This is a genomic window from Aminobacter sp. MDW-2, from assembly GCF_014250155.1.
GTDB classification, from domain to species: Bacteria; Pseudomonadota; Alphaproteobacteria; order Rhizobiales; family Rhizobiaceae; genus Aminobacter; species Aminobacter ciceronei.
Genome location: NZ_CP060197.1, coordinates 2171712 through 2190982, shown reverse-complemented (window position 1 = coordinate 2190982; position 19271 = coordinate 2171712). Strand labels below are relative to the sequence as shown.

At 63.2% G+C, this 19271-nt stretch carries 16 protein-coding genes; 4 read left to right on the top strand and 12 right to left on the bottom strand.

What is annotated here, in order from left to right:
- Positions 1 to 417 precede the first annotated feature (417 nt).
- From H5P29_RS10695 to H5P29_RS10640, 12 genes are all read right to left on the bottom strand, one after another.
- Entirely contained in the window at positions 418 to 1482 is a 1065-nt protein-coding gene (locus H5P29_RS10695) for an ABC transporter ATP-binding protein (protein ID WP_067958237.1), read from the bottom strand.
- Between the two features lie 19 nt (positions 1483 to 1501).
- Positions 1502 to 2293, bottom strand: coding sequence for an ABC transporter permease (locus H5P29_RS10690; protein WP_067958235.1), 792 nt, complete (start codon positions 2291 to 2293; stop codon positions 1502 to 1504).
- Positions 2290 to 3204, bottom strand: coding sequence for an ABC transporter permease subunit (locus tag H5P29_RS10685; RefSeq protein WP_067958232.1), 915 nt, complete (start codon positions 3202 to 3204; stop codon positions 2290 to 2292). Before H5P29_RS10685 ends, H5P29_RS10690 begins: the two co-directional genes overlap by 4 nt.
- A gap of 63 nt (positions 3205 to 3267) precedes the next feature.
- On the bottom strand, positions 3268 to 4374 hold the full coding sequence (locus H5P29_RS10680; protein ID WP_154386952.1) for an ABC transporter substrate-binding protein: 1107 nt from the start codon (positions 4372 to 4374) through the stop codon (positions 3268 to 3270).
- Positions 4375 to 4612: 238 nt separating this feature from the next.
- Positions 4613 to 5785, bottom strand: a complete 1173-nt coding sequence (locus H5P29_RS10675) for an iron-containing alcohol dehydrogenase (RefSeq protein ID WP_067958223.1) — start codon at positions 5783 to 5785, stop codon at positions 4613 to 4615.
- Positions 5786 to 5820: 35 nt separating this feature from the next.
- Positions 5821 to 6300, bottom strand: coding sequence for a DUF2569 domain-containing protein (locus H5P29_RS10670; RefSeq protein WP_067958220.1), 480 nt, complete (start codon positions 6298 to 6300; stop codon positions 5821 to 5823).
- Positions 6301 to 6309: 9 nt separating this feature from the next.
- A complete protein-coding gene (locus H5P29_RS10665; RefSeq protein WP_154386951.1) occupies positions 6310 to 7698 on the bottom strand; it encodes an aldehyde dehydrogenase family protein in 1389 nt (462 codons plus the stop codon).
- 74 nt (positions 7699 to 7772) lie between these two features.
- Positions 7773 to 9143 carry a glutamine synthetase family protein gene (locus H5P29_RS10660; RefSeq protein WP_154386950.1) on the bottom strand — a complete coding sequence of 457 codons (1371 nt, stop codon included), beginning with the start codon at positions 9141 to 9143 and terminating at the stop codon, positions 7773 to 7775.
- Between the two features lie 81 nt (positions 9144 to 9224).
- Positions 9225 to 10289 carry a TRAP transporter substrate-binding protein gene (locus H5P29_RS10655; protein WP_154386949.1) on the bottom strand — a complete coding sequence of 355 codons (1065 nt, stop codon included), beginning with the start codon at positions 10287 to 10289 and terminating at the stop codon, positions 9225 to 9227.
- Positions 10290 to 10374: 85 nt separating this feature from the next.
- Entirely contained in the window at positions 10375 to 11700 is a 1326-nt protein-coding gene (locus H5P29_RS10650) for a TRAP transporter large permease subunit (protein ID WP_067958208.1), read from the bottom strand.
- On the bottom strand, positions 11697 to 12167 hold the full coding sequence (locus tag H5P29_RS10645) for a TRAP transporter small permease subunit (protein ID WP_067958204.1): 471 nt from the start codon (positions 12165 to 12167) through the stop codon (positions 11697 to 11699). The genes H5P29_RS10650 and H5P29_RS10645 overlap by 4 nt, the downstream gene beginning before the upstream one ends.
- A gap of 68 nt (positions 12168 to 12235) precedes the next feature.
- Positions 12236 to 13033: an N-formylglutamate amidohydrolase gene (locus H5P29_RS10640; RefSeq protein ID WP_154386948.1), complete on the bottom strand. Its 798-nt coding sequence runs from the start codon at positions 13031 to 13033 to the stop codon at positions 12236 to 12238.
- 142 nt (positions 13034 to 13175) lie between these two features.
- Between H5P29_RS10640 and H5P29_RS10635 the strand changes: the two genes are divergently transcribed.
- The 4 genes from H5P29_RS10635 (at position 13176) to H5P29_RS10620 (ending at position 19172) form a co-directional block, all read left to right on the top strand.
- Positions 13176 to 14021 (top strand): MurR/RpiR family transcriptional regulator, encoded by an 846-nt coding sequence (locus tag H5P29_RS10635; protein ID WP_371818627.1) that lies wholly within the window; start codon positions 13176 to 13178, stop codon positions 14019 to 14021.
- Positions 14022 to 14249: 228 nt separating this feature from the next.
- Positions 14250 to 15410 carry an efflux RND transporter periplasmic adaptor subunit gene (locus H5P29_RS10630; protein WP_154386947.1) on the top strand — a complete coding sequence of 387 codons (1161 nt, stop codon included), beginning with the start codon at positions 14250 to 14252 and terminating at the stop codon, positions 15408 to 15410.
- A 14-nt stretch (positions 15411 to 15424) separates the two neighbouring features.
- Positions 15425 to 18553 (top strand): efflux RND transporter permease subunit, encoded by a 3129-nt coding sequence (locus H5P29_RS10625; protein ID WP_154386946.1) that lies wholly within the window; start codon positions 15425 to 15427, stop codon positions 18551 to 18553.
- Between the two features lie 133 nt (positions 18554 to 18686).
- Positions 18687 to 19172 carry a MaoC family dehydratase gene (locus H5P29_RS10620; RefSeq protein ID WP_281381283.1) on the top strand — a complete coding sequence of 162 codons (486 nt, stop codon included), beginning with the start codon at positions 18687 to 18689 and terminating at the stop codon, positions 19170 to 19172.
- Positions 19173 to 19271 lie beyond the last annotated feature (99 nt).

The window sequence follows — 19271 nt, the reverse complement described above, 5'->3', positions numbered from 1 at the left end:
GTGTCAGAGTCGACAGAGCGCGAAAGGTCCGATGCCAAATTGCGCAGATAGCGATCCTTTGCCCCCCCCTCTGGCCTGCCGGCCATCTCCCCCACCAGGAGGGAGATCACCCCTTCATCCCCGTCCCAGCCAAACACCAACGTCGCAAAGCCAATCCTTACGACGCAGCAGGATGGGCGCCGACCGCGACGCGACTAATCTCCCTCCTTGTGGGGGAGATGGCCGGCAGGCCAGAGGGGGGGGCGAAGGGATGAGGCAGTCGAGATTGGCACCGACACGCTCGGAGCAGCCTGCCAATAGAACTTCACGACCGTAGGAGTTCTCTCCCCGCTCAAATCGGAAAACGTGCCCAAAAATAAGGCGGGAAATCCCCGCCTCTTTGAAATGCCAATGGTCCGCGCGAAGGGCAGCGGCCCCCTAGTGCAGCACCAGCACGTCTCCGGAGGAGAAGCTGATTTCGGTCTTCTGGCCAACGACCGGCGGTGGGCTGCTCGGGCTGTTGAAGGTGTCGAGCGAGACGACGTTCTGGCCGACGCCGACGCGGACGCGGATGACCGAGCCCAGGAAATGCACGTCGGCGATCTGGCCGGTGAGGTTCGAATCGTTGCCGGCCTTGCGGCCGAGCGAGATCGCCTCGGGACGCAGCGCCAGCGACAGCGTATCGCCTGACTTGGAGCCGTTGAGCTTGCCCTTGAGGCCGATCTCCTCGGCGTTGATCTTGACAGTGCCGGAGGCGGCGTCGCTGATCGTGCCTTCGAGCACGTTGAGCGTGCCGACGAAATTGGCGACGAACTTGGTCGACGGGCGGTTGTAGATCTCGAACGGCGTGCCGGTCTGGTCGGCGCGGCCCTCATTCATCACCACGATGCGGTCGGACATCGACAGCGCCTCCTCCTGGTCGTGGGTGACGAAGATGGTGGTGATGCCGAGCTTCTTCTGGATCGAACGGATTTCCTCGCGCAGCGAGATGCGAACCTTGGCGTCGAGCGCCGACAGCGGCTCGTCGAGCAGCAAGAGCTTTGGCTTGGGTGCCAGCGCGCGGGCAAGTGCTATGCGCTGCTGCTGGCCGCCGGAAAGCTGGTAGGGATAGCGGTCGCCGAAGTCGGGCAGCTTGATGATGCCGAGCATCTCGTCGATGCGCGCCTGGGCCTCCGCCTTGGGCACGCCGGCAACCTTGAGGCCAAAGCCGATGTTCTGGGCGACGGTCAGGTTGGGGAACAGCGCATAGGCCTGAAACACCATGCCGATGTTACGCTGGTTGGGCTTGAGGCCGGTGACATCCTTGCCGCCGATCAGCACCTTGCCGGCGCTGGGCTCCTCGAAGCCGGCGACGATGCGCAGCATGGTCGTCTTGCCGCAGCCCGATGGTCCGAGAAACGAGACGAACTCGCCGGCACCAACGTCGAGGTTGAAGTCCTTGACCACGGCGACGTTGCCGAAGGATTTCTTGACGCTCTGGATGGAAAGGAAGGGATCGGCCATTGGCTTGTGCTCTTCTTGTTCAGTTCGGGCGGTTTGCCGACTTCGGCGCGAAACGGGCGAGGATCTGGATCACCGACATGCAGCCCCAGGTGATGGCAAAGGCGATGACCGCAAGTGCCGCCGGCTCATAGGCGCGGTTGGCGCCGATGTTCTGCAGATACGGACCGAAGGCCGGACGGTTGAGCAGGCTGGCCAGCGTGAACTCGCCGATGACGATGGCGAAGGTCAGGAAGGCGCCCGACAGCACGGCGATCAGCACGTTGGGCAGGATGACGCGGGCGATGATCGTGGCCCAGCCGGCACCGAGGATCTGCGCGGCTTCGGTCAGCGTGCGCACATCGATGGTGCGCAGGCCGGTGTCGACCGCACGGTACATGTAGGGCAGCGCCAGCGTGGCATAGCCGATGACCAGCAGCGCATCGGTGCCACGCGCCGAGCCGAGGAACGGCAGCGGCGAGTTGGAGCCATACATCCTGATGTAGCCGAAGACGATGACGATGGCCGGGATGACGAGCGGCAGCAGCGTGATGAACTCGACGATCGGCCGGAGATGCGGCATGCGCAGCCTGATCCAGTAGGCCGTCGGCACGACGAGGAAGACGCCGAGCAGGATGGTGAAGACTGCAACCGTTACCGAATAGCCGAAGGTTTCCTGGAAACGGCTGTCGCCGAGCACGACACGATAGGCGTCGAAGGAATATTCGCCGCGGCGCATGCGCAGCGAGAACTCGAAAGTGGCGATCAGCGGGATGAAGAAATAGGCGGCGCCGACGGCAAAGACGAGCCAGGCCCAGAAACGGGAGGTCTTCATTTGAGCCACCTCTCCGAGCGGGTTCGGAACCAGATGTAGAAGATGTTGGCGAGGCCGGTGACGACGATCATGCCGAAGGCCAGCGCATAGCCGAGATGTGGGTTGTGCAGCACGTCGCCGCGGATCTGCGCATAGAGCTTGATCGGCACGATGTTGAGCGATGAGCCGGTAAAGGCATAGGCCGTGGCGATGGCGCCGAAGGAATTGGCAAACAGCAGGATGACCGTGCCGAGGAAGCTCGGCCACAGCACCGGGATGACGACCATGCGCCAGTACTGCCAGGTGGTGGCGCCGAGCGTGGCGGCCGCCTCGCCCCATTCACGCTTCAGGCCGTCGATCGCCGGCGTGATGATGACGATCATCAGCGGGATCTGAAAGAACAGGTAAACGATGATCAGGCCCCAGGACGTCAACACGTTGAATCCCAGCGCGTAGATGTCGATGCCGATGCCGCGCAGCAACACCGTGACCAGGCCGAGGCGGCCAAGCGTCGCGAGGAAGGCGAAGGCCAGCGGCACGCCGGCGAAATTGGAGGCGACGCCCGAAAACGTCATCGTCGACGAGCGCACCCAGTTCGGCAGGCCGCCGCGCACGATGGCGATCGCCATTGCAAGACCGATGAAGGCGCCGATAGTGGCCGACCAGAAGCTGATCTTGATCGACACCCAATAGGCGTCGCGGATCGAAGCGTCGAGGAACAGCTGGCGGATGTTGTCGAGCGTGTACTCACCCTGGTCGTTCTGGAACGCCCCGATGACGAGATAGAGCGTCGGCAGGATCAGGAACATCAGGGCAAAGATGAAGAAGGGTGCGACGCCGAGCCAATGGGTCGGCAAGCGGAAACCGCGGGTCGCATCCGGCGGAGCGGAGCGTGCGGCGATGGCCGGGTCGGATATGCTGGCTTGGGTCATCGGAGCGCCGTCTCTAGAGAAAATGCGGGCGGCCGCGAAGCCGCCCGCGATGGCAGAGATCAGTTACTGAACGTTGGCGCCGACAACGGCATCCCACTGCTTGGTGATCGCTTCCTTGCCCTTGGCCTGGTCTTCAAGCGTCGGGAACACGGCCTTTTCATAGGCAGCGGCCGGCGGCAGCTTGTCGAGCATTTCCTGCGGGATCTTGCCATTCTTTGCGAGATCGTTGAAGCGGATCGGGTGGCAGTAGCCCTTCAGCCAGCCGAGCTGACCTTCGTCGGAATAGAGATACTCCATCCACAGCTTGGCAGCGTTCGGGTGCGGCGCATAAGCGCTGATCGCCTGGACGTAGACGCCAGCAACGACGCCCGAAGCCGGAACGATGACGTCGACCGGCGGGTTGCCGTTCAGCGTGTCGCGGCCCGCAAGGGCGTTGTAGTCCCAGGTGATCAGGATCGGGGTCTGGCCCTGGGCGAGCGTCGCCGACTTGCCGATGACCGGCACGAAGTTGCCCTTGGCGTTCAGTTCCTTGAAGAAGGCGAGGCCCTTCTCGGCGGCCGAGGCGGCGTCGGTGGCACCCGAGCCGAGACCGGCGGCATAGACGCCCTGGATCGCCTGATTGGACGCGCGCGGATCACCGGCAAGCGCAACCGAGTTCTTATACTCGTCCTTGAGCAGGTCGGCCCAGTCGGCCGGCGGGTTCTTGACGAGGTCCTTGTTCACTTCGAAGGACAGCACGCCGTAATAGTCGCCGTACCAGTAGCCTTCGGCGTCCTTGGCGGTGTCGGGGATCGAATCCCAGGTCGCGACCTTGTAGGGCTGGATCAGGCCGTCGGCCTTGGCCTGCGGACCGTAGGAGAGACCGACGTCGATGACGTCAGGCGCCTGCGGGCCCTTGTTGTCCTTGTTGGCCTTGATCGCCTCGATCTCGTCGCTGGAGCCCGCGTCGGGGTTCAGCTCGTTGATGGTGATCTCCGGGTACTTCTTCTTGAAGCCTTCGATGACGGCGCCATATCCGCACCAGTCATGCGGCAGCGCGATCGTGGTCAGCTGGCCCTCCGCCTTCGCGGCGGCTTCGAGTGCGGCCATATCCTGGGCCGACACAAAAGCCGTCGTCACCATCAGCGACGCCGCGCTTAGGGAAAGCACTTTCCCTGCAAACTTGAACATGTGTTCTCTCCGTTGAACTGACGCCATGAGACGCCTGCGATGCGGTAATGGCTTCATGTGACAGTCGCATGAAAGTTCCATGAAGCCACCGCCCGCAGTGGAAAAAAGTTAACTACTTTTAATCGGTTGTCGCAATCGTCGCCGTTGTTTACCGGCTAATTAAATTCCGGATGTCCCCCAAGCCCTCCCCCTTTGTTTTGCCGACTATACAATTCGGGATCGTGTCCGAGCACTAGTCTCAAACCGTCCCTTCGATGGCGTTTTCAAGCAAGCCGAGCGCGGCCTTCTTGGTGAGCTTGACCGGGTTGCCGCCTGCGGTCGGGTCGACCACCGCCATGTCGGCGATCAGGGTCTTGCGCTTCTTGTCCATGTCGAGACCCTTGATCAGGCCCGGCAACGCATGCGGCACCTTGAGTTCCTTGCGCAGCTTGATCACCGCCTTGGCAAAACCGTCGAAGCCGCCCTTGATTCCGCAATAGGCCGACAGGCGGACGATCTTTTCCTCGATGGCGTCGCGGTTGAAGGCGAGCACATAAGGCATGAAGACGGCGTTGGTCATGCCGTGATGGGTGTCGTAGAGCGCGCCGATTGGATGCGACAGCGAGTGAATCGCGCCGAGGCCCTTCTGGAAGGCTGCGGCTCCCATGGCGGCAGCGCTCATCATGTGGGCGCGGGCGGTGAGGTCCTTGCCGTTGGCGAAGGCCTTGGGCAGGTTCTCGAACACCAGGCGGATGCCCTCGACGGCGATGCCGTCGGCCATCGGATGGTAGCCCGGCGCGCAATAGGCCTCGAGGCAGTGGGCGAAGGCATCCATGCCGGTGCCGGCGGTGATGAAGGAGGGCATGCCGACCGACAGCTCCGGATCGGCAATGACGATTGCCGGCAAGAGCTTGGGGTGGAAAATGACCTTCTTGGTGTGGGTCTCTTCGTTGGTGATGACGCCGGCGCGGCCGACCTCGGAGCCGGTGCCGGCAGTGGTCGGCACGGCGATGATGGGGGCGATGGCGTCGGAGTTGGCGCGGGTCCACCAGTCGCCGACATCCTCGAAATCCCACACTGGCAGCGTCTGGCCGGCCTGGAAGGCGATCAGCTTGCCGAGATCGAGCGCCGAACCGCCGCCGAAGGCAATGACGCCGTCATGCTTGCCCTTCTTGAACACGGCGATGCCGGCGGTGAGGTTCGATTCGACCGGGTTCGGCTTGACGTCGGAGAAGACGCCATAGGGCACCTTGGCGTCGTCGAGGATCTTCAGCGTGGATGCAACGACCGGCAGCTTGGCGAGCCCGGGATCGGTGACGAACAGCGGCTTCTTGATGCCGGTGGCGGCAAGCACGTCGGGCAGTTCGGAGATGCGGCCGGCGCCGAAACGGACGGTGGTCGGGTAGTTCCACTTGGAAACGAGTTTGGACATGTTTTCTTGATCTCTTGAAGGTTGGTTCGAAATCGTCAGTTGACGAAGGTGTTGGCCACGCGCTCGGAACGCATCATGTAAGGAATCCAGATTGCAGCGGATAAGAAGGACCGCGCTATTCCCCGAACGGTCTCCTTGTCGAAGATTTCGCTGCCTGGCTCTGCAAAGAGCGCGTAGGCGACAGACGCATCGGCGAGCAGGAAAACCGGCGCCGCAGTTGCCCAGATCATGTACCAACCTGGGAACATCTCCAGGCGTTTGAACATGAAAAACAACAGAACAACCGGAGCGACAACCGCCAGAACGATATTGCCCGCGGTCTCCGCAACAATGAAAGCTGCCAGCCGGGTATCGAGATACTGCCAGCCGCTGAACACTTCGGCATAAGCTGTGAACTGCAGCACACCGACAATCGGAGCGGCAAACAGGCCCAGCATCGGCAGCAACAACCAGCCACCTATGCCGACGGGCCCCGGAGCCGGAGTGCGTTTGTCGTCCAGGGCCGTATCAGCCATCCGGTTCCCCTAGATCTTCTCGCGCAGGTGATAGGACTTCGGCCGGGTCAGGTTGTCGTAGCCGATCTGCGACAGGGCGGCGCCCTTGCCTGTGTCCTTGACACCGGTCCAGACGAGGGCCGGATCGAGATAGTCGCAGCGGTTCATGAACACGGTGCCTGTTTCGACACGATCACCGACCGAAATGGCGTGCTCGGTGTCGGCGGTCCAGATCGAAGCGGTCAGGCCGTAGGGGCTGTCGTTCATCAGCGCGATCGCCTCCTCGTCGTTGCGCACCTTCATGATGCCGACGATCGGGCCGAAGCTTTCCTCGCGCATGACCGACATCTGGTGGTCGACATTGGTCAGCACCTCGGCCGGCAAATAGGGCGAGCCCTCCTTGTCCTGGGCGTCTTTGGTGTTCATGTGCGCGACAGCACCCTTGCGCAGCGCTTCGGCCTTCTGCTCGCGGATGAAGTCGGCGAAGCGCGCCTGCGCCATCGGGCCCATCGTGGTCGCCTGCTCCAGCGGGTTGCCGAGCACGTAGCTCCTGGTCTCGGCGATGAAACCCTCGATGAACTGGTCGTAGATCTTCTCGTGGACGTAGACGCGCTCGATGCCGCAGCAGCACTGGCCCGAATTGAAGAACGCGCCCTCGACGAGGTTGGCGACCGCATGGTCGAGCTTGGCGTCGGGCAGAACGTAGGCCGGATCCTTGCCGCCGAGTTCGAGGCCGAGCGTCATGAAGGTGCCCGCGGCTGCCTTCTCGATGGCGCGGCCGCCGGCGACCGAGCCGGTGAAGTTGACGTGGTCGATCTTGCCCGAGCCGAGCAGCTTCTCGGTCTGCGCGTGGTTGAGGACCAGGTTCTGGAAGACGTATTTCGGCAGGCCGGCGGCTTCAAAGGCACGGGCGAAGCGCTCACCGACGAGCAGCGTCTGAGCGGCATGTTTGAGGATGACGGTCGAACCGGAGATCAGCGCGGGCACGATGGTGTTGACGGCGGTGAGATACGGATAATTCCACGGCGCAATCACCATGACCACGCCCAGCGGGTCCTTCTTCACATAGCGACGGAAGCCGTCCTTGGGATTGGACGCCGGCACCGGCGCGAGCGCGCGCTCGGCGATCTCGACCATGTACTGGGTGCGTTCCTTGACACCGCCGAACTCACCGCCATAGCGGGTCGGCCGACCCATCTGCCACGCCAGTTCCGGCACGATCTCGTCGCTCATCGCAACCAGCGCCTCGAGCATCTTGAGCATGTAGGCGGCACGCTCGGCGACCGGCACGCGCGCCCAATCGGCCTGTGCTGCGCGGGCGCGTTCGACCGCAGCATTGATCGCCTGGTCGGAAGCGACCGGCCGCTCGACATAGATCGAGCCATCGATGGGGGATTTGAGTTTGACCGTCTCGGTCATGTTTTTTGTCCTTCCAAGTTCAACACCCTCCCCTGGCCGGCAGGCCAAAGGAGGGTCACGCAATGAGGGTGACTCTAGTACCGCTCGAAGCCTCTGTGCAGCTCCCAGTCGGTGATGCGGCGGTCGTATTCGAACTGTTCCCAGCGCGCGGTGTGGACGTAGTGATCGACGACCTCCTCGCCGAGCGCTTCCCTGAGCATCTTCGATGACGCCAGCGTCTCGGTGGCATCGCGCAAGGTCTTCGGGATTTCGGGCAGGCTGGCGGCCTGGTAGGCATCACCGAAGAATGGCTTCTGCAGTTCGAGCTTCTCGTCGATGCCGGCGAGGCCGGCTGCGATCAGCGCGGCAAAGGCGAGATAGGGGTTTAGGTCGGCGCCGCCGATGCGGCACTCCATGCGGATGCCCTTGGTGCCCTCGCCGCAGAGGCGGAAGCCGGCAGTGCGGTTGTCTTCGCTCCACATGATCTTGGTCGGCGCGAACGTGCCCGACTGGAAGCGCTTGTAGGAATTGATGTAGGGCGCCAGGAACCAGGTGAACTCCTTGGCATATTTGAGCTGGCCGGCCGACCATTGCTGGCCGAGCTTGGACAGGGTCCACTCCGCACCCTTGTCGTAGAACAGCGGCGTCTTGCCGTCGGCGCTCCACAGCGAATTGTGGATGTGGCTGGAGTTGCCGGCGAGGCCGTAATTGTATTTGGACATGAACGAGATCGCCTTGCCTTCGGAGGCCGCGATCTCCTTGGCACCGTTCTTCAGGATGACATGGCGGTCGGCCATCTCGAGAACTTCGGCGTAACGGACGTTGATCTCTTCCTGGCCCGGGCCCCACTCGCCCTTGGAATTCTCGATCGGAATGCCGGCGGCTTCCATCTCGTTGCGAAGCCGGCGCATGACGCCTTCTTCCTTGGTGGTGATGCCGATCAGATAGTCGCCGATATAGGGCGACGCGGTGTCGAGGTTCTGCCAGTGCTTGGCGCGGGCCGAATCGTAGGTTTCGGAAAACAGGTAGAATTCGAGCTCGGAGGCGAAATAGGCGAGATAGCCGCGCTCCTGCAGCCGCTTGACCTGCCTGCGCAGGATGCCACGCGGCGAGTGCGCAAGATCCTCATGGGTGTGGTGATCCTTGAGGTCGCAGAGCAGCAGCGCCGTCTTTTCGAGCCAGGGCACGTTGCGGATGGTGTTGAGGTCGGGCTTCATGACGAAGTCGCCATAACCTTTCGACCAGCTTGCCGCCTTGTAGCCGGGCACCGGCTCCATATCGATGTCGTTGGCCAGCAGATAGTTGCAGCCATGCGTCTCGTCATAAGCGGATTCGACAAAATACTTGGCCAGAAACCGCTTGCCGATCAGACGGCCCTGCATGTCGACGGCGCAAGCGAGCACCGTGTCGATCTCGCCGGCGGCAACAGCCTCCTTCAGCTGATCGAATGTGAGATTTCCGGCCATTTACTGCTCCTGGACGTTTGAAACCTGCGTAGGGGCGGTCCGCCCGCACCCGCGGACGAACCTGTTTGCAAAGATGACTGCTCAGCCGTAACGGTAGGGCGGTCCGGCCTTGATCATCGAATCGTTGTACTTCTTGATGATCTCGACGACCTTGGCGCTCCGCGGGCTCTGGCCAGCGATCTCATCCCAGAACTTCGTCGCCTCGTCCTCGACCTGCTTCCATTCGGCGTCGGGGATGGTGGTCAGTTCAAGCTTTCCGGTGTTGCGGTAGTTCGCCTCGCCGGCCCAGTACCAATGCAGCCGGTAGTAGTGCGAACTGTCGATCGCCATGCGCAGAAGCTGCTGCAGGTGTTCGGGGACGGCCTTCCATTTCTCGGTGTTGACGAAGTACGAGCCGGCCCAGGCGCCTGACAGCGGATTGGTCAAGAAGTACTTCAAGACGTCGGCCCAGCCCACCGTGTGCATCTCGGTGATGCCGCACCAGCAAACGCCATCCAGTTCGCCGGTCTGGATCGCCGGCTGAACGTCCTCGTACGGTAGCGACACCGGCACGACGCCGAATTTGGACAGGAACTGGCCACCGGTCGGGAAGGTGTAGACCCTGAGGCCCTTGAGGTCGGCCAGCGACTTGATCGGCTTGGTGGTGCCGAAGTTGCAGGGGTCCCACGAACCCGTGCTGAGCCAGGTGACATCCGGAATCTCGGCATAAGCCTCCTCCCAGACTTCCTTGAGCCCGTGCCAATGCCAGAGCGCAGGAACGTCGAGCGAGTAGCGCGAGGCGAGCGGGAAGTAGGCGCCGAACACCCTGACGTCGACGGGCGCCGCGGCCGAGTCGTCGTCGCTCTGGGCAAAGTCGATCGTGCCAGACTGGACCGCGCGGAACAGTTCGCCGTGCGGAACAAGCTGGTCAGCCGTGTAGAGCTCGATCTCCATCTCGCCATTGGCAGCCTTGTTGAACCAGTCGATCGAGTTCTTGACCACGTGCTCGGCCAATGCCGGCCCGGCGTAGGTCTGCATACGCCACTTGATCGGGCTCTGCGCCTTCACATAGGGCGTGGCCAGCGCGGTGGCGCCAACAGCGCCCGCACTCGCCAGCACGGATTTCCGAAGAAACTCGCGCTTGTTAAGGGTCTTCCTGTCGTCCATCTCACTTACTCCCATTGCTTGCTTCGTTCACATTCGGGATGCCAGTTCGTTCGGTGCCGCCTCCTCCCTTTCCGTCATGCCAGCCTCATCGGCCCGTGACCTGCGACGGCAGCCAGAGTGCTATCTGCGGAAAGACCATGATGAGTATCAGCGACAATACCATCAGCGCGAAGAAGGGCATGATGGATCGGTAGATGTCGCCCAGCGTGATCTCCGGTGGCGCCATGGCCCGCATCAGGAACAGATTGTAGCCAAACGGCGGGGTGATGTAGGCGATCTGGCAGGTGATCGTGTAAAGGATGCCGAACCAGATCGGATTGAAGCCCAGACTGATGACGAGCGGGATATAGAGCGGAGCGACGATCACCAGCATGGCGGTGTCGTCGAGGAACATGCCCATCACGACAAAGGACAGGAGCATCAGCACCAGAATTGTCCAGGGCTCGAAATCCCAGGTGTCGACCAGCACTGTTTTGACAGCCTTCACTGCGCCAAGCCCGTCATAGACGGAGCTGAAGCAGAGTGCGCCGAGGATGATCCACAGGAACATGCAGCTGATCGACAGTGTGTTGCGCGTCGATTCCTCGAAGACCTTGCGGTCGAGGTTCCCTGACAGCCAAGCTGCCACCATGGCAAGGGCGGCACCAACCGCCGAGCTTTCCACCAAGCTGGTGGTTCCGGTCAGGAAAAGCCCCATCATGACGGCGAAGATGGCAATTGGCAGCAGGCCGGCCCGCAGCAGCCCGAACTTTTCCGACCAGGTGATCTCTGCCCGCTCTTCCGCCGGCAGCGCAGGACCAACCTCCGGCTGAAAGTAGCAGCGGATGGCGACATAGCCGGCGAAGATGAAGGCCATCAGCAGGCCGGGGCCGACGCCCGCCAACCAGAGGTCGAGAACCGGCTGGCGCGCGATCATGGCAAACAGCACCAGCACGACGCTGGGCGGTATCAGGATGCCGAGCGAGGAGCCGGCCTGCACGACGCCTGTCACCATGACCTTGTCGTAGCCATGGCGAAGCAGTTGCGGCAGCGCGATGGTCGCCCCGATTGCCATGCCGGCGACCGACAGGCCGTTCAGCGCCGCGATCAACACCATGAGTCCTATCGTGCCGAGCGCCAGCCCGCCTCGCACCGGGCCGAACCAGACATGGAAGAGCCGATAAAGATTGCTCGCCATGCCCGATTCCGAGAGCATGTAGCCCATGAAGATGAAGAACGGCACGGTGATCAGGGGATACCAGTTGAGCACCTGAAAGGCGGCATTGAAGGGCATTTCGAACGAGCCCTGGCCCCACAGCCAAAGCGCCGCTGCCGAACCAACAAAGCCAATGACGCCGAACACGCGCTGCCCGGTAAACAGCAGCACCATCATCGTTCCGAACATGAAGAGGGTAATGAATTCCGAACTCATTCAATCGGCCTTCCACGCGCTGCCGCGACGTCCTTGAAAAAGTTGGAGATGCACTGCAGCAGCAGCATGAAGACCCCGAAGGTCATGATCACTTTGATTGGCCACAGCACGGGGGCCCAGGCTGAGTAGTTCTTCTGGCCGTAGACGATGGCGTAGTTCGTACTGGAGACGCCACCGCCGAGGAGCACCGCAAGATAGAATATGACGAAAAGAACGGTGATCGCGTCGGTGACAGCCCGCTTCCGAGCGGCGAGCCTGCTGTAGAACAGGTCCATGCGTACGTGTCCGCCGAGTTGCATCGTATAGGCGCCGCCCAGAAGATAGTAGGCAGAAAGGGCGAACTGCGACATCTCGAGCGCCCAGTTGAAGGGCACACCAAGCAGCAGCCGCGAAATCGTCGAGCCGAGCAGGATCGCACCCATCACGTAGAGCAGATACATGGCGCCACGGCCGATGCGATGGTTCATCGCATCGACGTACCGGACGAATAGAATTGCGGCATTCGGCAATGACTCGTTCTCCGTTCGGCCAGTTGTCAGGCGTTTGCCTGGTGGGGAGCGGCCTCGCCCGCTTCCGGTTCGAGCTCTGCAAAGATGCCCGTGAGCAGATCCGCCCATTTCCGCTGCCCGGCCGGAGCCGAAATTTCGTCGTTGCGGATTTCGATCATCGCGCATGGCAGACCGCGCGACCTGCCGTGGTGTTCCAGGGTGAAGTAGACGCGGTCGGCCGGCGCATAGGGCTCGTTGACGCCGACAGTGATGCCGTCGAGCTTGTCGAGCGCAGCGATCAGCGGCGCGGCGAGCCGAGCGTCCTCGTCATGGATGATGCCGATGTGCCAGGGGCGCGAGACGCCTTTGTAAACCGGAGTGAAGGAATGGACAGACACCAGTCTCGTCTCCCGCCCTTCGCGGAGCCGCTCCGAAACGACCTCGTCGATCGCCTCGTGGAACGGGCGCCACGATAGCGCGATTCGCGCCTCGCGCTGCGAGGCGGTGAGAGCGGCGTTGCCGGGAATGGCTGTCGTCTCGCTGATCTCCGGGATCAGGTCATGAGCGGCGAGCGGCCGGTTGCAGTCGATGGCAAGGCGCGACACGCAGGATTCGACAAGCGTCGCATCAAGGCCCTCGGCCATGCGTTGCGACACCGGCAAGGCGCCCGGATCCCAGGCGATGTGGCGCAGCATTTCGGACGCATCGAGACCAAGCGTGCCGTAGTTTGCGGGCAGATGATTTGAGGCGTGGTCGCACAGGATGACAAAAGGACTGCGCCCGGCCCGGTTCGTCACCCGGACGGCATTCGACATTGCACGCGCAGCGGCCTGGCCCGTTCCCATTCAGTCATCCCCGGGGCCGTATCGTATGTTACGTATTCTTGTTCATTGCGCCCCTGCGGATGATTTCATACACATTGGTTGAGTTTGTCAAATGTCATTTCGGGCCTGAGGCGGACTGTGCGCTGGGCCAGGACGGGCGTGGATGCAGCAGGGGATGAGGATGGTTTCGAGCGTTGCCGAACTGATCACCGAAAGGATCGATGCCATGCCGGCGGGTGAGCGCCGGGCAGCCCAGACGCTGATCGCCGCCTATCCGCTGATCGGGTTGAAGACGGTGGCCGAATTCTCGCAGCAGGCCGGTGTGTCCTCGCCCACCATCCTGCGCTTCGTGGCGAGACTCGGTTTCCAGAACTACCCCGAGTTCCAGTCGGCGCTTCAGGACGAGCTGGCAGCCCAATTGCAGTCGCCCGCCTCGCGAACGACAACCACGCCGTCGCTGCTACCCGCCTCGACAGCGCCCATACTCGAAGCGGTGCTCGAAAACATCCGCGAGACCTTCCGGCACATTTCCGACAGGCAGCTCGCCGACATTGTCACCCAGCTGGCTGGCCCCAAAGGGCACGTCTATCTCGTCGGCGGCCGCTTCACCGACCCGCTGGCGCGCTACATGGCGGCCCACCTCAACCTGATTCGGCCTGACGTCACCCATCTCGTCGGACAGGAAAGCCTGTGGCGCGACAAGCTGATCGACATGGGCAAGCGCGACACGCTGCTGATCTTCGATATCAGGCGCTATCAGGACAGCCTGATCCGCTTTGCCGAGAAGGCCCATGCCAGGGGCGCCACCATCATCCTGTTCACCGACCAGTGGCTCTCTCCGATCGCGCGCTTCGCTCGCCACGTGATCGCAGGGCGCACGGCGGTGCCGTCGGCGTGGGATTCGTCATCGGCGCTGTTCGTCGCCGCCGAAACGGTTATCGGCGCGCTGACCAGCAAGCTCGAAACGGAAGCGGCAAGACGCATCCGCGCGATCGAGGACTTGCGCTGAGCGCGCGGTAAATCCTGCAAATATTACGCAGATTTAATGTGCCAGACAGCCAGATTTGCCCTAAGCCTCGGCTGACGAACTAGGCTATACTGGCGCGCCCCGATGGGCTTGCGCCCGGTTGCCGACGAACGATCCCTTGGCAAGGTGCGGCAACAGTGCAGTGCTTTGCCAGCGATGAGACGCCACGTGTTCCCGAGTGGAACGAATACGCAGCAGACCGGAGTACGCATGGCCGCCTGGAAGCAGATTGTCTTGGCACTTGTCATTGTACTTGCGGCAGCCGCCGGATGGGTGCTGCTGGTGCCGAGTTCGCGCACGGTCCTTGCCAGCTGGGGCATCGACTGGGCCCAGGCCAAGACCGAACAGCCACAGGCGGCAGCGCGCAACGGCAGCGGCGGCAACCGCCAGGGCGGCAATCGTGGCGGCCAGCCGCAGACACCTGTCGTGACGCAGACGGTGGCGTCAGGCACGATCAACGACCGCCTGTCGGCCATCGGCACCGGGCGGGCACTCAACTCGGTTGTCATCAACCCTTACGCATCGGGGCGGCTGACTGAAATCTCGGTCGCAGCCGGCGAGAAAGTCACAGCGGGCACGGTGATTGCCCGGCTCGATTCCGATTCGGAAGAGATCGCGCTTGAGCGCGCCCGCATCGCCCAGGGCGACGCCGAGGCATCGCTGGAACGCATCAAGGCGCTGCGCGCCACCAACACGGCAACCACCGTGCAGCTCAAGGAAGCCGAACTCGCCGTCGAGAATGCGCGTCTGGCCGTGCGCGACGCAGCGTTGGCGCTCAACCGCCGCACCATCACCGCGCCCATTGCCGGCATCGTCGGCATCCTGCCTGTCGAGGCCGGCAACTACGTTACCAGCCAGACCACCATCGCAACCATCGACGACCGTTCCAGGATCATCGTCGACATCTGGGTGCCGGAGCGCTTCACCGGGCTGATTTCGGTCGGCGCGCCGTTGAGTGCAAGCTCGGTCGCGCGCCCCGGCCGGGTGTTCGAAGGCGAGGTCAGTGCCGTCGACAATCGCCTCGATGAACAGAGCCGCACGCTGCGCATCCAGGCGCGGATCGACAATGACGACGACACACTGCGCGCTGGCATGTCGTTCCAGGTCGCGATGCAGTTTCCCGGCGACACCTACCCCTCGGTCGACCCATTGGCGATCCAGTGGGGTGGCGACGGCGCCTTCGTCTGGGCGCTCGACAACGGCAAGGCCAAGCGCGTGCCGGTGCGTATCATCCAGCGCAACACCGACAGCGTGCTGGTGCAGGCGGCGCTGACATCAGGCGACAAGGTGGTAACCGAGGGCATCCATACGGTGCGCGAAGGCGCCGAGTTGCTGATTGCCGGCCGCGAGGCCGGCGGCAGCGGCTCCTGAGCAGGAGCGCCGGCATGAGCACAATGCAGAACGAGAACGCCGAAAAAGGCATCACCGCACTGTTCGTGCGTCGACCGGTGCTGGCCTTCGTCATCAACACGCTGATCGTGGTCGCCGGCCTCGCCGCCTTCTACGGCGTCGAGGTGCGCGAGCTGCCCGACGTCGACCGGCCGGTCATCACGGTATCGACCGGCTACTCCGACGCCGCGGCCGAGATCGTCGACCGTGAGGTGACGGCAGTTGTCGAAGGGGCTGTGGCGCGCGTCACCGGCGTCAAATCGATCTCGTCGAGCTCGTCCTACGGCAACAGCCGGGTAACAGTCGAATTCAATGACGGCGTCGACCTCAACGTTGCCGCCTCCGACATGCGCGACGCTGTCGGCCGGGTGACCAACTCGCTGCCCGACGAGGCCGATGCGCCGCGCATCGTCAAGGCCGACGCCAATGCCGACGCTGTGATGCGGCTGGCGGTGACCTCCGACACCATGCCGGTCGAGGACATGACGATCCTGGTCGAGGACCAGATCGTCGACACGCTGGCCGCCGTCGACGGCGTCGCCGACGTGCAGACCTATGGCGACCGCGCCAAGATCTTCCGCGTCGACATCGACCAGGCCAAGGTGGCGAGCCTCGGCCTGACGCTGGCCGACATCTCGAACGCGCTGGCGAGCGTGTCATTCGACGCACCCGCTGGGTCGCTGACCGTCGGCAACCAGGACCTGATCGTCCGCGCAAGTGCGGCTGTGACGACGCCCGAGGCCTTCGAGAGCATCATCATCAACGGCAAGACCAAGCTCGGCGACGTCGCCACCGTCACGCTCGGCGGCGACCCGGGCTCGACCTCCTTGCGCTCCGACGGCAAGACCGGCATCGGCATCGGCATCGTGCGCCAGGCTCAATCGAGCACGCTCGACATCTCCAAGGGTGTGCGCGCGGCAGCAGAGAAGATCCAGACCACGCTGCCCCCCGGCATGACGATCCGGGTGACGTCGGATGACGCAACATTTGTCCAGGGCGCCATCCACGAGGTCGAGATCGCGCTGATCTTGTCGGTAACGATCGTTCTGATCGTCATCTATGCCTTTCTGCAGGACTGGCGCGCGACGCTGATCCCGGGCTTTGCCATGCCGGTGGCAATGATCGGCACGATCGCCGGCATCTATCTTGCAGGCTTCTCGGTCAATATCCTGACGCTGCTGGCGCTGGTGCTGGCGACAGGCCTCGTCGTCGACGACGCCATCGTCGTGCTCGAAAACATCGTCCGCCGCCGCAATGAGGGCATGGGCCCGCGGGCGGCTGCCGTGCTTGGCACGCAGGAGGTGTTTTTCGCGGTGGTGGCAACGACGGCGACACTTGCCGCAGTGTTCATCCCGATCTCGTTCCTGCCCGGCCAGACCGGCGGCCTGTTTCGCGAGTTCGGCTTCGTTCTGGCGATCTCGGTGCTTTTGTCGTCGATCGTGGCTCTGTCACTGTGTCCGATGCTGGCCTCGCGCATGCTGACCGAAAAGAGCATCGAGCACAGCCATGGCGGCGTGCTCGGCAAGATCGGCACGAACCTCGCCGCGCTCTACAAACGCTGCCTGCATGCCTGCCTCAATGCGCCCGCTATCGTCATCCTGGTGTCGCTGCTGTTCGCGGGCGCGGCATATGTCGCCTTCGGCAGCGTGCGCCAGGAGCTGACGCCGACCGAGGACCGCTCGCTGGTGATGCTGCGCGCATCGGCCCCGCAAGGCGTCAGCCTCGACTACACCGCCTCGCAATTGCGCCGCATCGAGGGGCTGATCGAGCCGCTGCGCAAGTCGGGCGAGATCGAGAGCACCTTCGTCAGCGCCGGCATGGGCAACAACAACAATAGCGGTTTCATGGTGCTGTCGCTGGCGCCGTGGAGCGAGCGCAGCCGCACCCAGCAAGAGATCGCCGCCGACATCCTGGCCCGCACCAGCCAGGTGCCCGGCGTGCGCACCACGGTCGGACAGCCCAACAGCCTGGGCATTCGCGGCGCCGGCAACGGCCTGCAATTCGCGCTGATCGGCAACAGCTATGCCGATCTCGGCACCGCCGCCGCCAAGGTGCTGGCCGAGATGGAGAAGGATCCGCGCTTCCGCCAGCCGCGGCTTTCGACCGACGCCAACCAGCCGCAGTTGTTCGTCACCGTCGACCGCGAGCGCGCCTCCGACCTCGGCATCGACATCAAGGGCCTGTCCCCTGCCCTGCAGGCGATGCTCGACGGCCGGAAGATCACCAGCGTCTTCATCGAGGACCGCAGCTACGACGTGAAGCTGGTCTCGACCACCAATCCGATCAACGATTCGACCGACCTCGAGAATATCTTCATCAGGACGACCGACGGCCGCTTCGTGCCGGTGTCGACGATCGCCACGCTCAGCGAACGCGCCGTGCCGCCGTCGCTGTCACGCGAACAGCAGCAGCGCTCCGTCGCCATCACCGCTGGCCTGGCCGACGATTTTGCGCTCGGCGATGCACTGAAGGAAGTCGAGCAGATCGCGGCACCGGTCCTGCCGGCGGGCAGCCGCCTGCTGCCGCTCGCCGAGGCGGCGACGCTGAACGAGACCAGCGGCAGCATGCTGACGATCTTCGGCTTTGCCATCGTCATCATCCTCTTGGTGCTGGCGGCCCAGTTCGAGAGCTTCGTTTCGGCTGTCATCATCATGGCGACGGTGCCCTTGGGCCTCGCCTGCGCCGTTTTCGCGCTGATCCTGACCGGCACGTCGCTCAACGCCTACAGCCAGATCGGGCTCGTGCTGCTTGTCGGCGTGATGGCCAAGAACGGCATTCTGGTGGTCGAGTTTGCCAACCAGTTGCGCGACCGCGGCATGGGCGTGCGCCAGGCGATCGAGGAAGCGGCAACGATCCGGTTGCGGCCTGTCATGATGACGATGATCTGCACCGTGCTCGGCGGCCTGCCGCTTGTGCTGGCCCAGGGCGCCGGCGCCGAGGCGCGCATCGCGCTCGGCTGGGTGATCGTCGGTGGCCTCGGACTCGCCACGATCTCCACACTGTTCCTTACGCCGGTGGCCTATCTGCTGCTCGGACGCTTCATCACGCCCAAAGTCGCCGAGGAGAGCCGCCTCAAGCGCGAGCTCGAGGAAGCCGCCTACACCGGCGTCGAGCCGGCCGAATAGCAAAATCATCTGCTTGTACTGGCCAATCTGCGGCGGATTTGCCGCCACAAGCGATGACATGGCGTGTCTGATTCTGTATCAGTCCTCGCAGTAACAGCGCCGCATGACTTTTTCTTATGCAGGACAGGATGCAATGAGCCTGAAATCGATCACCCTCGACGAACTTCAGGCCAATCTCGGCAAGGAGGTTGGCGTCTCGCCATGGCGCACTGTCACCCAGCGCATGATCGACCAGTTCGCCGACGCCACCGACGATCACCAGTTCATCCATTGCGACCCCGACCGCGCGGCGGCCGAGACGCCTTTCGGCGGCACCATCGCGCACGGCTTCCTGACGCTGTCGCTGCTTTCGGCGATGACGTTCGACACGCTGCCTTCGCTCGAAGGCGGTAGCATGGGCATCAACCAGGGTTTCGAGGAGCTGAAGTTCGTCGCCCCTGTCAAGACCGGCTCGCGCATCCGCACCCGCTTCGTGCTGTCGGGCCTGAAGATCCGCCCGTCGGGCTGGATCCAGGCGACGCATGATGTGACGATCGAGATCGAGGACCAGAAGAAGCCGGCCCTCACCGCACGCTGGCTGACCATGACCTTCGTCGAGCCCAAGCGCGAAACAGCCTGATTCCTTCCGTCTTCGTTGCTGCCCATTTCAGACCTGCATTGCGCTAGGTCCGATGAGCTAGCGTGCTCGCCTTGCCGCATCATGGCTCGCCGTATAGAC

Excerpts from the sequence above, each read along its gene's own strand:
- H5P29_RS10695 (WP_067958237.1), bottom strand. The coding sequence starts at position 1,482 with ATGGCCGATCCCTTCCTTTCCATCCAGAGCGTCAAGAAATCCTTCGGC.
- H5P29_RS10690 (WP_067958235.1), bottom strand. The coding sequence starts at position 2,293 with ATGAAGACCTCCCGTTTCTGGGCCTGGCTCGTCTTTGCCGTCGGCGCC.
- H5P29_RS10685 (WP_067958232.1), bottom strand. The coding sequence starts at position 3,204 with ATGACCCAAGCCAGCATATCCGACCCGGCCATCGCCGCACGCTCCGCT.
- H5P29_RS10680 (WP_154386952.1), bottom strand. The coding sequence starts at position 4,374 with ATGTTCAAGTTTGCAGGGAAAGTGCTTTCCCTAAGCGCGGCGTCGCTG.
- H5P29_RS10675 (WP_067958223.1), bottom strand. The coding sequence starts at position 5,785 with ATGTCCAAACTCGTTTCCAAGTGGAACTACCCGACCACCGTCCGTTTC.
- H5P29_RS10670 (WP_067958220.1), bottom strand. The coding sequence starts at position 6,300 with ATGGCTGATACGGCCCTGGACGACAAACGCACTCCGGCTCCGGGGCCC.
- H5P29_RS10665 (WP_154386951.1), bottom strand. The coding sequence starts at position 7,698 with ATGACCGAGACGGTCAAACTCAAATCCCCCATCGATGGCTCGATCTAT.
- H5P29_RS10660 (WP_154386950.1), bottom strand. The coding sequence starts at position 9,143 with ATGGCCGGAAATCTCACATTCGATCAGCTGAAGGAGGCTGTTGCCGCC.
- H5P29_RS10655 (WP_154386949.1), bottom strand. The coding sequence starts at position 10,289 with ATGGACGACAGGAAGACCCTTAACAAGCGCGAGTTTCTTCGGAAATCC.
- H5P29_RS10650 (WP_067958208.1), bottom strand. The coding sequence starts at position 11,700 with ATGAGTTCGGAATTCATTACCCTCTTCATGTTCGGAACGATGATGGTG.
- H5P29_RS10645 (WP_067958204.1), bottom strand. The coding sequence starts at position 12,167 with ATGAACCATCGCATCGGCCGTGGCGCCATGTATCTGCTCTACGTGATG.
- H5P29_RS10640 (WP_154386948.1), bottom strand. The coding sequence starts at position 13,033 with ATGGGAACGGGCCAGGCCGCTGCGCGTGCAATGTCGAATGCCGTCCGG.
- H5P29_RS10635 (WP_371818627.1), top strand. The coding sequence starts at position 13,176 with ATGCAGCAGGGGATGAGGATGGTTTCGAGCGTTGCCGAACTGATCACC.
- H5P29_RS10630 (WP_154386947.1), top strand. The coding sequence starts at position 14,250 with ATGGCCGCCTGGAAGCAGATTGTCTTGGCACTTGTCATTGTACTTGCG.
- H5P29_RS10625 (WP_154386946.1), top strand. The coding sequence starts at position 15,425 with ATGAGCACAATGCAGAACGAGAACGCCGAAAAAGGCATCACCGCACTG.
- H5P29_RS10620 (WP_281381283.1), top strand. The coding sequence starts at position 18,687 with ATGAGCCTGAAATCGATCACCCTCGACGAACTTCAGGCCAATCTCGGC.